Origin of the sequence: Amycolatopsis sp. NPDC005961, from assembly GCF_040629235.1 — a bacterium.
Taxonomy (GTDB): Bacteria; Actinomycetota; Actinomycetes; order Mycobacteriales; family Pseudonocardiaceae; genus Amycolatopsis; species Amycolatopsis camponoti.
The window spans coordinates 64,206-78,077 of sequence record NZ_JBEXVF010000032.1 but is presented as its reverse complement, the minus strand read 5'-3'; the positions used below and the strand labels follow the sequence as shown (position 1 = coordinate 78,077).

At 68.0% G+C, this 13,872-nt stretch carries 10 protein-coding genes; 5 read left to right on the top strand and 5 right to left on the bottom strand.

The features are described 5' to 3' along the window. Positions 1-12: 12 nt before the first annotated feature. The 5 genes from ABZ342_RS26660 to ABZ342_RS26640 form a co-directional block, all read right to left on the bottom strand. Positions 13-1,560 carry an MFS transporter gene (locus ABZ342_RS26660; protein ID WP_360478234.1) on the bottom strand — a complete coding sequence of 516 codons (1,548 nt, stop codon included), beginning with the start codon at positions 1,558-1,560 and terminating at the stop codon, positions 13-15. A gap of 232 nt (positions 1,561-1,792) precedes the next feature. Beyond that, a complete protein-coding gene (locus ABZ342_RS26655; protein WP_360478231.1) occupies positions 1,793-3,214 on the bottom strand; it encodes an extracellular solute-binding protein in 1,422 nt (473 codons plus the stop codon). Positions 3,215-3,251: 37 nt separating this feature from the next. Beyond that, positions 3,252-3,977: a DUF2306 domain-containing protein gene (locus ABZ342_RS26650; RefSeq protein ID WP_360478228.1), complete on the bottom strand. Its 726-nt coding sequence runs from the start codon at positions 3,975-3,977 to the stop codon at positions 3,252-3,254. 321 nt (positions 3,978-4,298) lie between these two features. After that, entirely contained in the window at positions 4,299-5,768 is a 1,470-nt protein-coding gene (locus tag ABZ342_RS26645; protein WP_360478225.1) for a multicopper oxidase family protein, read from the bottom strand. Positions 5,769-5,861: 93 nt separating this feature from the next. Continuing rightward, positions 5,862-7,439, bottom strand: a complete 1,578-nt coding sequence (locus ABZ342_RS26640) for a 4-hydroxyphenylacetate 3-hydroxylase N-terminal domain-containing protein (protein WP_360478222.1) — start codon at positions 7,437-7,439, stop codon at positions 5,862-5,864. 222 nt (positions 7,440-7,661) lie between these two features. Here ABZ342_RS26640 and ABZ342_RS26635 point away from each other — a divergent pair, with 222 nt between their 5' ends. The 5 genes from ABZ342_RS26635 to ABZ342_RS26615 all read left to right on the top strand — a co-directional run bounded on the left by ABZ342_RS26635 (position 7,662) and on the right by ABZ342_RS26615 (position 13,856). Then, complete coding sequence (locus ABZ342_RS26635; RefSeq protein WP_360478219.1) at positions 7,662-8,309, top strand: dihydrofolate reductase family protein; 648 nt, start codon at positions 7,662-7,664, stop codon at positions 8,307-8,309. 54 nt (positions 8,310-8,363) lie between these two features. Then, entirely contained in the window at positions 8,364-9,155 is a 792-nt protein-coding gene (locus ABZ342_RS26630; protein WP_360478216.1) for a glucose 1-dehydrogenase, read from the top strand. Positions 9,156-9,214: 59 nt separating this feature from the next. Beyond that, positions 9,215-10,654 (top strand): FAD-binding monooxygenase, encoded by a 1,440-nt coding sequence (locus tag ABZ342_RS26625; protein WP_360478213.1) that lies wholly within the window; start codon positions 9,215-9,217, stop codon positions 10,652-10,654. A gap of 31 nt (positions 10,655-10,685) precedes the next feature. Next, positions 10,686-11,525 (top strand): methyltransferase domain-containing protein, encoded by an 840-nt coding sequence (locus tag ABZ342_RS26620; protein WP_360478210.1) that lies wholly within the window; start codon positions 10,686-10,688, stop codon positions 11,523-11,525. Between the two features lie 156 nt (positions 11,526-11,681). After that, positions 11,682-13,856 carry a molybdopterin-dependent oxidoreductase gene (locus ABZ342_RS26615; protein ID WP_360478207.1) on the top strand — a complete coding sequence of 725 codons (2,175 nt, stop codon included), beginning with the start codon at positions 11,682-11,684 and terminating at the stop codon, positions 13,854-13,856. The last annotated feature ends 16 nt before the right edge of the window (positions 13,857-13,872 follow it).

Below are 13,872 nucleotides of genomic sequence, written 5' to 3'. Positions count from 1 at the left end.
TTCGGAGAACGGTCAGGACTCGGCCGGGGCGGCCTCCGCCTGACCGAACGGAGGCACGTGCCGCATCCGGATACCGACGAAGGCCGCGGCCGCGACGAGCACGACGATGCCGATGGAGGCCACCGTGTTCAGCCCGCTCACGAACGCCTCCCTGGCCGGAGCCATCAGTGCGCCGGCCGCCTCCGGGGAGAGCCCGGCAGTCGACGCGGCCGCTCCGGAGATGCTGTCGCCGGCCTCGGCGGCCGTACCGGCCGGCAGGCCGGGGGGCAGCTCGACCACGGCCCGGTAGACCGCGGCGCCGATGGTGCCGTAGATGGCCAAGCCCAGCGTCGACCCGAACTCGTTGGCCATCTGGGCGAGGGAACCCGCCGACCCGGCCTGCTCCGGCGGCGCCGACCCGACGATCAGGTTGGCGCCGAGCCCCGGCATCGCCACACCGACCAGCGACGACGCCGCGAACGCGATGATCAGGGGCCAGTTCCCGGAATCGGCATCGATCTGGGTCATGGTGACGAACGCCATGGCCGCGGCGATCATGCCGCCCGCCATCACGTAGGAGGGCCGGAAACGCGCGGCCAGCTTGGGCATCACCTGGAAGCCGATCGCACCGGTGACCATGCCGGGCACCAGCGCCGCGCCGGCCTGGACCGACGAAAGGCCACCGACCAGCTGGAAGTACAGCAGCATCAGCATCAGCAGGCCGCCACCGAAGCTGGTGTAGCAGAGCATGCCCACGATGCTGCCGCCGATGGTGCGGTTGCGGAGCAGGCTCATGTCCAGCAGCGGGCTCTCGATGCGGTTCTGCCTGCGGACGAACGCGACGCCGAACCCGATGCCGATCACCAGCGACGCGGCGGGGACCAGCTCGATGCCTTCCTTGGCCAGCTCCTTGATGCCGTAAATCGTCGGCAGCAACGCGAGCAGGGAGAGCACCACACTGGTCGGATCGATCTTGCCGGCCGCCGGGTTCTTGAACTCGGGCAGCAGCTTCGGACCGACGACCACCAGCACCAGCATGATCGGCACGCCGAGCAGGAACACCGAACCCCACCAGAAGTGGGCCAGCATGACCCCGCCGATCACCGGGCCGAAGATCGCGCCGAGGGTGAAGGTCGCCGCCCAGATGCCGAACGCGGTCGCCATCTGCTTCGGGTTCGGGAACAGGGTGGCGATCAGCGCCATCGTCGACGGCATCAGCGTCGCACCGGCGATGCCCAGCACCGCCCGCGCCACGATCAGGGTCTCCGGGTTGGGCGCGTACGCGCACGCGACCGACCCGATGCCGAACGCCAGTGACCCGATGATCAGCAGCTTGCGACGGCCGATGCGGTCGCCGAGCGTGCCCATCGTGACGAGGAACCCGGCCAGCACGAAGCCGTAGATGTCGGTGATCCACAGCTGCTGGTTCGCGCCCGCGTGCAAATCGGATGCCAGATTCGGCAGGGCGAGCAGCAGGACGAAAAGGTCGATGGCCACGATGAAAGTGGGCAGAGCCAGCACGGCCAGCCCGAGCCACGCCCGCCTCCCGGCCTTCGTCGGTGTTTCATCAAGGGCAGTCACTTGCTGATCCCTTCATATCGCTGGTGATCGTGGCCACTCGCGAGCACGATCGCTTCCGCGTCCACTTTGTTGCTCTTCGTGCACTTGTTGTCACAGAGTCCTCTCTGCCGGCGCACGGGAGCATCTCGCAGAGTGCGCTCCCGTGCCCCGACCGGTTGACGGCGTACACCCGGATGGTCACCGAACACGGAAGGCCGGCCGGGAGCGTCCCGGCCGGCCCCACGTGGTCCGCTCAACTGTCCAGCAGGAAACAGGTCGTCGGGCGCAGGCCCGGTCCGACGCAGTGGTCGTTGTAGTCGGTCAGCAGTTCCTGGGCGATGGAGTCCGCTCTGGTCAACCGCTCCAACGGGTCGGCGTTCTTCTCGAGGATGTCGTCGACGGCACGCATCAGCGCCTGCTGGATCCCCGCGAAGCCACCGACCAGCGGGCTCTGTCCACCCGAGACGGTCGTGGTCGCGTTGATCTGCTCGACGGTCGCCAGGTGCTGCGGGTGCTCCTGGTAGTAACCCTCGGCCTTCAGCTCCTTGTAGGCGCCGTTGGTCACCGGGGACGCGCCGTAGACCCGGTGCCATTCGGCGCCGTTCTTCGGGTTGTTCACGAACTGCATGAACGCGAGTGCGCCGTCCCGGGTCGCGTCGTCGAGACCGGCGGCGAGGTACATGCCTTCACCGCCGAGCCACGCGCCCGCGTAAGGCACCCGCTTGGCCGGGGAGGGAGCGACCACGAACTCGAAGTTCGCCGCCTTCGCCGCGTCGACGCCGTAGTTGATCGCGAACGACGAGGTGACCGTGAACGCCACCTCCTGCGAGGCGAAAGCCCCGAAGGTGCCGGGCCAGTCCTCCATCTGACCGGAGTAGAGGAAGTTCCCGTCGCGGTACATCTGCTGCCACCACGTGGTGTAGTCGACGAGGGCGGGCGAGTTGAGGTCGACGGTCGTCGCCCGCCCGGAGCGCCCGTTGGCGTTGTCGGTGAAGTTCACGCCCTGCTGCGCCAGCGCCTGCATGTAGAGCTTGCCCTCGTTCGCCAAGGCCACACAGCTCTTCGGGCCGTCGGGGAGCTTCTTGAGCGCCGCGCACGTCGCACTCATCTCCGCGTAGGTGCGCGGAATCGTCTTGACGCCGGCCTTGTCCAGCAGTGTCTTGTTGACGTACAGCTGCAGGGTCGACAGGCTCAGCGGCATGGCGAACAGGTCGCCCGCCTTGCTGTAGTAGCGGCGACCGGCCGGCACCAGGTCGTCGACGACGACCGGCTCACCGAGGATCTTCTTGCGGCCGGCGATCGCCTTGCCGACCGGCGTGAACGCCGGCTTGCCGTTCTGGTCGAGCGTGTCCAGCGCGAACTGGGTGCCGGAGATGTTGTAGGAGGCGATGGCGGGCGTCTCCCCCGCCAACGCCGCCTTCTCCACGTCCTCCGGCAACCGCTGGTAGTAGGAGAACTTCACGTTCACCTTGTACTGCGGGTGCGCCTTCTCGAACTCTTTGCCGCGCTTGATCAGCGTGGTGTCGAGGCCGGGGAAGTCGTAGATGGAGAACAGGGTGTTGATGACGATCTTCCGGGCGCTCGCCGGCACGCCGACGGCGGTCCCGGACGAGACCAGGGCGAGCGAAACAACTGTGGCGAGCGAGGCCGCGGCAAGTAACCGACTTCGGCGCATAATATCCTCCAGTCGAGCCAAAACAATCCGGTGTCGGTCAGCGCCGCGAGCTCACGGCGGACGGCCCCGTCACCGGGCGCTTCTCGGTGTGGTAGAGCCATGCTTGGATCAGCATCAGGTTGAGGACCCACGGCACCCAGCGCGCGTACTCGAGGAAGTACGCGAAGTCGATCTGGATCTGGAACTTGTCGATCGCGAGGTACGTGAAGAAGGCCAGGAAGTTGTTGGCCGGCACGGCGAAGCTGTACAGCATGAACCGGCGGTGCAGCACGTAGTTCTTGCGGCGCACCGTCACGTACGCGGCAGTGGTGATGCCGAGCCAGAACAGCAACATGGCCGCGCCGCCGAGCTGTCCCGGGATCGGCGCCCACCACACGATGATGAGGCCCGAGATCGCGGCGACCACCGCGCCGACGATGTAGAGCCGGCCGCTCACCCGGTGCCACTTCGGGTGGTTGATCCGCAGCCACGGCCACAGCTGCAGGCACACCGTCAGCACCGTCACCGTGCCGAAGGCCATGTGCGTGATCAGCAGCGGGTAGTAGGCGGGGAAGTTCTCGTGCGGCGGAATCTGCAGCTGGTCCTCCGGCACCCCGGCGACCGGCTCGATCTGCATGTACAGCCAGAACGCGGTGATGGCGAACAGCGGCAGGATCCACGGGCGCCGCCAGAACGGCTTCGACGGAGCCTTGGCCTGCGGAGTTCGCGGCCGCTCCGGCTCCGGCGCCTTCAGGTCGTCGACGTCCTCGATGTTGAGTGTCATTGTTGCTCCTTGCGGAATGAGAGACGCAGGACATCGCACGCGCCGGACAGGTCGGCTACGGACAGCACGGCGCGGGGGTCGCCTCGTCGGCTCATCCGTTGCTCCAGTCGGTGAAATCGGACATAACGCTCAGTTCCCATCGTCACACCGGTCTTTCACCACGTCCCCTCCCAGCGTGCGCAAGCAGCAGCACGGGAAAAGTGGTGAACACAAGGGGTGGCGACGGACGGGCGCACCGTCATCGTGGCGGCACCAAAGCGAAGGGGTGCCGGCGTCGATGGACGTCGGCACCCCCGCTGGACTCGGTCACGGACGACGGCGCTAGGCCACGATCTCCATCTGCCCCATCATCCCCAGCGCCGAGTGCTCCAGGAAGTGGCAGTGGTAGGCGTAGCGGCCCAGGTAGTCGCCGAAGGTGGCCTGCACCTGCACCGACTTGGTCGGCGGCAGCGACACGGTGTCCTTGCGCCCCATGTCGTTCAGCGTCGGCGGGCCGCCGTCCCGCGACAGCACGCGGAACTGCACGAGGTGCATGTGGAAGTTGTGCGCGGCGTCGAACTCGATCGGGTCCGCGTTGGTCACGTTCCAGATCTCGGTGGTGCCGCGCTTGATCTGGATGTCGGCGCGCGCCGGGTCGTAGGGCTTGCCGTTGATCAGGCCGACGGGGACCGGGCCGGAGACGTCGAAGGACAGCCGGATGTCCCGGGTGACCGTTGCGCGTGGCAGCGCCGGCAGCGGCCGCAGCGTGCTGGGCACCCGGCTGGTGTCGCTCGCCGTGCGCACGACGTCGAACCGGAGCACCGGGCCGATGGTGTCGCCCAGGACGATCTGGGTGCCGACCGGGAAGCGGGAGAAGTCCACGACGATCTCGACGCGCTCGGCCGCGGTGAGCTGGATTTCCGTGCGCGACACCGGCGCCGGCAGCAGGCCGCCGTCCGAGGCGATCTGGATCATCGGAACGCCGCCGAGGTTCAGATTGAACTGGCGGTGGATCGCCGCGTTCAGCAGCCGGAAGCGGTACTTGCGGGCCGCGACCTGGAAGTAGGGTTGCGATTTTCCGTTGGCCAGCAACGTGTTCACCTGGTCGGGCTCGGCGCCGTCCACCAGGTTGCCGCTCTCGTCGATCAGCACGTCGCGCAGCATGATCGGCACGTCGTACTGCCCGCTCGGCAGGCCGAGGCTCTGCTCGGCCGGGTCCTCGATCAGGTAGAAGCCGTGCAGTCCGTGGTAGACGTGCCGCGCCTCGTTGTGGTGGCTGTGGTCGTGGTACCACAGCGTGGCGCCCTGCTGGGTGTTCGGGTACGCGTAGCTGCGCGAGCCACCGGGGGCGATGACGTCCATCGGGTGCCCGTCGTCCTGGGGCAGGACGTGGCCGCCGTGCAGGTGCACGTTGGCCGCCTCGGACAGCTGGTTGGTGAACGTGACCGACACCGGCCGCCCGGTCTTCGCCTTGATCGTGGGGCCGACGAAGCCGCCGTCGTAGGTCAGCAGCGGACTCTGCACGCCGGGGAGGACCTCGACGTTCGCCGGCCTGATCGGCACCCGGTAGAAGTCGATGTCCGGGTCGCCCTTGAACGGGCTCAGCACCCGCGGCACGGGCATCGGCACGGTGAACTCGGGAACCTTCACGTGCGGGCGCACCGTGCGGTCGTAGAGCTTGGGCCCGTGCGGATCCCCGATCGGGGTGATGCCGCTCGCCGATGCGGACGGGTCCTTGAGGCCTTTCGGGAGGAGCAGGGCGCTACCGACGGCGGCACCCCCGGCTACCAACAGCTTTCGCCTGTTCAGCATCTGATCCCCAGTGATGTGCGACGATTTGTGATGTACTGCACAAGATTCCACCGCGGTCGACCGGTGTCTTGTTCCAGGTTGCTCGGTGGCGCGTCAGCCGTTGATCATGCCGTTGCGGATGTCGCGCATGTGCTCGAACGAAGACAGGTCGGGGACGGTCCAACCGTCCAGGTCGTACTCGGCCATGCATTGCTCGACGAACGCCTTGTACCCGTCGACCTCACCGCCGGCGAGCTGCGCGGAGAGCAGCTCGATGCGGGTGTTCTCGTGGCTGCCGGCGTAGTTGCGTTCGTACAGTTCGTGGCGCCCGCCGAATTCGGTGCCCACGGCATCCCACAGCAGCTTCATCAGCTTGACCCGGTCGACCGCCTCGGTCCCGCCGGAACCGCGGACGTACTTGTCGAGGTAGGGCCGGATCTCCGGGTTCTTGAAGTCGTCCGCGCTCGAGTTGAGGTAGATCAGGCCGCTGGCGATGTCCTGCTCGACGATCTCCTTGACCCGCGGGTACCCGATCTGCATGAACCACCGGTAGGCGAGCCCGTACGCGGGATTGGGCAGTACGGCTCCTCCCGTCCACGGCACCGGGTTGCGTGCGGCGGCGTCGGACAGGCCCCAGAACAGGTTGCGCCAGGCCAGAACCTCACCGAGCCGGGTCTGCACACCACGGAAGTCCTTGACACCGGTCACTTCCACGGCCTTGGCCAGCAGCCCGGCGATGAACTCGAGCTTTACCGCGAGGCGGGTGCAGCCGTGGAAGGTGAACCGCTCCGGGAAGCCGGACCGGCCGGTGAACAGCTGCACCTTGCCGAGGTTCCCGTAGATGAACACGTTCTCCCAAGGGATGAGCACCTTGTCCAGCACGAGGATCGTGTCGTTCTCGTCGAGCCGGGACGAGAGCGGGTAGTCGAACGGGCTGCCCATCACCGCGGCGGTCGCCGCGTAGGACGGCCGGCAGATCAGCTTCATGCCGGCCGCGCCCATCGGGATGGTGGCGACCAGTGCGAACTTGCGGTCCTTGATCGGCAGGCCGTAGTGGGCGATGAAGTTGTAGTGCGTCAGCGCCGACCCGGTGGCCACCACCTTGGCGCCGCTGACGATCAGGCCGCTGTCGGTTTCCTTCTCCACGTGGACGAACACGTCGGCCACCTCGTCCGCCGGGCGGTTGCGGTCCACCGGCGGGTGCACGATCGCGTGGTTCCAGTAGAGGACCTTCTCCTGCGACTCCTTGTACCAGCGCCGCGCGTTGTCCTGGTAGGGCGCGTAGAAGTCGGCGTTCGCGCCGAGCGTGCCGAGGAACGCGGCCTTGTAGTCGGGGCTGCGGCCCATCCAGCCGTAGCTCATCCGCGACCACGCCGCGATGGCCTTCTGGTCGGCGACGAGGTCCTCGGCGCTGTGCGGGGTGGTGAAGAAGCGATGCGTGTACCCGCCGCTGCCGGTGTCGGTCGGACAGGTCAGGACGTCCTTGGTCTTCGGGTCGTGCAACGCGTCGTAGAGCCTGGCCACCATCCTGGCCGGGTTGTGGAACGCGGGGTGCGCGGTGACATCCTTGACACGTTCGCCGTAGAGGTAGATCTCGCGGTCGTCGCGCAGGCTCTCCAGGTACTCCGCGCCGTTCAACGGACGCGACCCCGCACTGGAAGGGCCGGCGGGACCGTGCTCCGGTTCGGCCATCGGACATCCTCTCGATGAGACCTCGCTCGCGGAAGTTCCATTCTGCCGCCGCCGGTTGCCGGCAGTTCTTCACGGATGCGGTCGCGATCACGCCGGCCCACCCGCGCCGGCTCGGCGAGCCGGGATTTCTCCGAAATTGCGCAGTTCCGTTCGCGGCAGCGCACGGACGAGGGAAGTACGGTCACGTCGCCGTACGCAATGCGTATCGGCGGGTAACGTGTCGTGACGTCGCTGGATTTCCGCCGCCATGTCCGGAACGGACGGCGCGGCCCTACCATCACGAACTGGAGAAACGCAGTGGGACGAGTAGTCATCGATATCTCGGTGTCATTGGACGGGTACGTCACCGGTCCCGACGACAACCCGGAAGACGGTCTCGGCGCGGGCGGTGACGTGCTGCACGACTGGTACCTGCACAGCACCGAAGAGGACACGCGCCTGATCGACGAGTCCGAGAAGAACCTCGGCGCCCTGATCTGCGGGCGGCGGACCTACGACAACAGCCTCAAGTACTGGGGCGACGGCGGGCCGCACGGCAAGACGCCGGTCTTCGTCGTGTCGCACAGCGTCCACGAGGAGGGCCTCGCGGAAGGCAAGCCGTTCACGTTCGTCGACAACATCCAGAGCGCCTACGAACTGGCCACGAAGACGGCAGGCGACAAGGATGTCCGCGTGATGGGCGGTGCGGACGTCCCCCAGCAGTTCCTCAAGGCCGGACTGGTCGACGAGGTGACGATCCACGTCGTGCCGGCGTTCACCGGCGGCGGGCAACGGCTGTTCGACAACCTCGGCCCCGACGTCAAGCTGGAGCAGGCCGCGGTGGTCAGCTCCCCCGCGGTCACCCACCTGTCCTTCCGCCCGATCCGCTGAGCCGCGGCCGGCCTCGCATTCGTCCACTGTGCTCACGAACCCGCAATGCGGGAGATGCAAGCGCAGGTCGGCGGGTGTGAGGCTGGCTGCATGGCTGAATTCGACGGTAAAACCGTTCTCATAACCGGCGGCGGGAGCGGCATCGGCCTCGCCACCGCGAGGCGACTTGTCGAGTTCGGGGCCAATGTGGTCCTCGCCGGCCGCCGCGTCGAGAAAGTCGACGCCGCGGCGAAGGAGCTCGATCCCACGGGCGAACGGGTTCTGGCGGTGGCGACCGACGTGTCGCACACCGAGGACATCGACGAACTGATCGGCCGGATCCAGCACAGCTTCGGCCGGCTGGACGGCATTTTCGCCAATGCGGGCGTGTCTTTCTCCGCCCCGAGCGCGCTGGTCACCGAAACTGATTTCGACCGCGTCGTCGGCATCAATTTCAAGGGCGCGTTCTTCACCATCCAGAAAGCGCTGACACTGTTCGACGGCGCGGGCGCCGTGGTGGTCAACGGCACCTGCCTCGCCCACCGCGGCATGGGACCGGCGTCGGTGTACGCCGCGACGAAGGCCGCCGTGACGAACCTGACCCGCTCGCTCGCCGCCGATCTGGCCGGCCGGGGCATCCGCGTCAACGCCGTCAGCCCCGGGTTCATCGAGACCGACATGTTCGACGAGGTCGCTCCGGTCGAACAGGCCCGGGAGATGATCCGCGGCCTCCACCCGCTCGGCAGGCTCGGCAAGCCCGAGGACGTCGCCGAGGCGGTGGCTTTCCTGCTGTCCGAACGTGCCTCCTTCATCACCGGTCAGGACCTCGGCGTCGACGGCGGCCTGGTCAGTTCCTTCCCGGTGTGACGGCCATGAGTGATCGCCCGTTCAGGAATGTCAACCCACGTGACAAGGAGGTGACCGCGATGGGCCAGGAGTCTGGGACCCGCGCGGTGGTGCTCGGTGGCAGCATTGCCGGGTTGTTCGCGGCCAGGGTCCTCGCGGACGCCTACGACGAGGTCCAGATCGTGGACCGGGACAAGATCGTCGGCCTGCGGGGACCACGGAAGACCCTGCCGCTGAGCTACCAGGCGAACGGCCTGCTCGCCCGAGGCGTGCACATCATGGAGGAGCTGTTCCCCGGGATCGTCGAGCAGCTGGTCGACGACGGCATCCCCCGGGGTGACCTGTCCGGCAGCTGCCGCTGGTACGCCCAGGGCAACCGGCTCGCGCAGAAAGACGGCGACCTGATCACCCTCGGTGTGCTCCGGCCGGTGCTGGAGTTCTACATCCGTGAACGGGTCCAGGCCATCCCCAACGTGGTCTTCGTCGAGCAGCACGACATCGTCGGTATCGTCACGACGCCGGACAAGACCAAGGTCATCGGCGCCCGGGTGCAGGCCCGCGGCGCGAAGAGCGACAAGGTCATCGACGCCGACCTCGTCGTCGACGCGACCGGGCGCGGCTCGCGGACTCCGGTCTGGCTGGAGCAGCTCGGCTACGAGCGCCCGGAGGAAGAGCGCAAGAAGATCGACCTGGTCTACGTGACGCAGCACTACAAGCTGCGTCCCGGCGCGGACCCCTTCCAGGGCGACGTGGCCATCAACCAGATCGCGTACCCGGCCAACCCGCGGGGCAACGTCTTCTTCAAGACCAGCGACGGGCAGCTGGAGCTGACCACGTACGGTCTGCTCGGCGACCACCCTCCCGCCGACCAGGACGGCCTCTACCGGTGGCTCAAGTCGTTGCCGGCCAAGGACGTCTACGAGACGCTCCGCTACGCCGACCCCGTCGACAAGCCGGTTCTGTACCGGTTCCCGACCACCCTGCGCCGCCACTACCAGAAGCTGACCCGCTTCCCGGACAACCTGCTGGTCACCGGAGACGCGGTCACTTGCTTCAACCCGGTGTACGCCCAGGGCATGAGCGTCGCGGCGCTGTGCGCGATGACCATGCGCCAGCACCTGCACAGCGGCGCGGCTCCGGTGCCGCTGGACTACTTCCACGATCTGGCGGCGGACGCCATCGACGCGTCCTGGGACCTGACCAACACCGTCGACCTGAGCTTCCCCGGTGTGAAGGGCGAGCGGCCGCTCAAGCTCAAGTTCGCCAACTGGTTCCTGAAGAAGATCCAGATCGCCGCCACCCACGACCGCGACATCACCGCCAAGTACTACCAGGTGGCCGGTCTGATGGCGCCGCAGGAGTCGCTGATGAAGCCCGGCTTCATCCTTCGCGTGCTGCTCAAGTCGCTGCGCGGGCCGTCGAAGGAGAGCCAGCAGCCTTACGTGTACCAGGCGCCGCCCGGCGTCGAGCCGGTGTTCGAGGACACCTACACGCCGGCCGCGCCGCCCAAGGCCGCATGACGGTCGTCGCCCGACCAGTTATGGAGCTGACATGAGCAACAAGGACCGCGGCATCCCGGACGCCGAAGAGACCGACCAGTACTACGACGTCGTCAACGAGATCTTCGCCGAGCTGTGGGACGAGAACTTCCACCACGGCTACTGGGAAACCGACGAGGACTCCAGCTCCAACCGGGAAGCGTGCGACAAGCTGACCGACCTGGTCATCGAACGGTCCGGGGACACCTCCGGCGCCCGGCTGCTCGACGTCGGCTGCAGCATCGGCCTCCCGGTCTTCCGGCTGGCCGGGCAGTCGCCGGGGGTGACGGTCGTCGGCCTGTCGAACAACGCCGCCCAGGTGACCGAGGCCAACCGCCGGTCGGCCGAGCTCGGTCTCGGCGACCGGGTCACGTTCGACACGGCCGACGCTCTCGACATGCCCTACGACGACGACTCGTTCGACATCGTGTGGGTGTTCGAGACGCTGCCGCACCTGGACCGGCTCGCGGCCCTCAAGGAGGTCAACCGGGTGCTCAAGCCGGGCGGCCGGGTCGTCATCGGCGACATCTACCTCAACGCCCAGCCGAACGAGCACGATCTCGCACTGGTGCGCGAGCACGAGGCGACGAACGCGTTCAGCCCGTTCCTGCTGGAGCACGAGTACCGCGAGGTGATCGCCAGGTCGGGCCTGGAACTGCGGGAGCTGAAGGACATCAGCGCCCAGACCCACCGCACCGGGGTGCGGATGAACGAGACGGTCGACGAGCGGTACGACGAACTGGTCGCCCGCTACTCCGAGGAGATCATCCCGCTGCTCGACGTCGTCCGCGACCCGGCAGGACGGCTGAAGGAGATCGGCTACGTGCTCGTCGTGGCGCACAAGGCCGAATGATCGACCGGTGTCCACGACGGACGTGAAGGACCTGAGTGGTCCCGGCAGCGCCGGACGCCGGGGCCACTCGCGGTCGTGCACCACCATCGGACATCCGTTCCGGCAACGGTTCCGACGGGCGCGGCCGGCACAGCACGCAACCATCCTGGAGTGTCGATGACCACCGCGCACCGCACCTGTCCCCTCTGCCAGGCAGTCTGCGGGCTGCGGCTGAACCTCGACGACGCCGGGCACGTCACGACCGTGAAGGGCGACCGCGAGGACCCGTTCTCGAAGGGCTTCATCTGCCCGAAGGGCGCCAGCCTCGGCCGGATCGACGAGGACCCCGACCGCCTGCGGCTGCCGATGATCCGCACCGGCGACGAGTGGCGCGAGGTCTCGTGGGAGGAGGCGTTCGCCGAGGTCGAGCGTGGCTTCGCCGCCGTGACCGAGACACACGGCCGAGACGCCGTCGGCGTCTTCTTCGGCAACCCGACCTACCACACCATGGCCGGCTTCCTGTACCGGATGCCGCTGATCCAGTCGCTGAACACCCGCAACGTCTACTCGTCCGGCACGCTCGACCACATGCCGAAGCACGTGGCCGTCGGCCACATGTACGGCGACCCGTTCGCCATCTCGGTGCCCGACCTCGACCGCACCGACTACCTGCTGATCGTCGGCGCGAACCCGTTGGAGTCGAACGGATCGCTGGCCGCGGCGCCGGACTACCCCCGCCGCCTCAAGGAACTGCGGGCGCGCGGCGGCAAGTTCGTCGTGGTCGACCCGCGCCGCACCAGGACCGCCGCGTTCGCCGACGACCACCTCGCCATCCGGCCGGGCACCGATCCCTGCCTGCTGCTCGCCATCGTCGACACGCTGCTCACCGAGAACCTGGCCACCGTCACGCTGGAGGTCAACGGCCTCGACGAGCTGCGTGACCTGGCCGCGGAGTTCCCCGCGCCGGTCGCGGAGAGAATCTGCGGAGTGCCGGCCGAGGACATCGTCCGGATCGCCCGTGAGCTGGCGGCGGCGCCGACAGCCGTCGTGTACGCCCGCATCGGCGCGTCGACGGTGGAGTTCGGCACGCTGGCCCACTGGCTCGTCGAAGTGATCAACATCCTGACCGGCAACCTCGACTCGGCCGGCGGCGCCATGTACGCCCGGCCGGCAACGCTCGAGGTGTACCGCACCGGCCAGCCCTTCCAGGCCGGGAACTTCCACAGCCGGGTCCGCGGCTTGCCGGAGGCGCTCGGCGAGCTGCCCGCCGCCACGCTGGCCGACGAGATCGAGACGCCCGGCGAGGGCCAGGTCCGGGCGTTGATCACGCTGGCCGCCAACCCGGTCCTCGCCGCGCCCAACGGTCCCCGGCTCGACCGGGCGCTCGAGCACCTCGACTTCATGGTCAGCGTCGATCCGTACCTCAACGAGACGACCAAGCACGCCGACGTCATCCTGCCGCCGCCACGCATCATGCAGATGCCGCACTACGACTTCCTGCTGTCGATCGTCACGGTCCGCAACTACGCCCGGTACTCCCCGCCGGTGCTGCCGCTGGACCCCGACCAGCGGTCCGAGGCCGAGATCATGGGCCGGCTGACACTGATCGCGGCCGGCGCCGGCGCGGCGGCCGATCCGTCCGGTGTCGACGAGATGATCATCGGCCAGCTGCTCGACGGCGCCGTCCGGATGCCCGGCTCGCCGGTTGAAGGCATGGATCCGGTGGTCCTGCGGGCCACGCTGGACGGCGACAACGGCCCGGAGCTGCTCCTGGACGTCATGCTCAAGTTCGGCGGCCACGGCCTGTCCCTGGCCGAGCTCAAGGCGAACCCGCACGGGATCGACCTCGGTCCGCTCGAACCGCGGCTCAAGGAGATCGTGTGCACGGCGTCCGGCCGGGTCGAACTCACCCCGCCGGCGATCGTCGACGACCTCGCCAGGCTCCGTGCGCGCCTTGCCGAGCCCCCGCCGGAGGTCGTGCTGGTCGGACGGCGCCAGCTGCGCTCCAGCAACAGCTGGCTGCACAACGTCGAGTCGCTCGTCGGCGGCAGCAACCGCTGCACGCTGCACGTCAATCCGGCCGACGTGGCGAAGTTCGCGCTCGGCAACCGCGCGGTCGTGCGCTCGGCCAAGGGAGAGCTGGTCGTCGACGTCGAGACCGACGACGCGATCAGGCCCGGCGTGGTGAGCCTTCCGCACGGGTGGGGGCACGCCGGCGGACGGCAGCGGGTCGCGGTGGCGACCACCGGCGTCAACGCGAACGCGCTCACCGACGAGTTCGTCGTGGACGTTCCGTCCGGCAACGCGGTGTTCAACGGCATTCCGGTCACAGTGAGCCCTTACCAGGCGTGAGCCAGTCCAAAGTGGA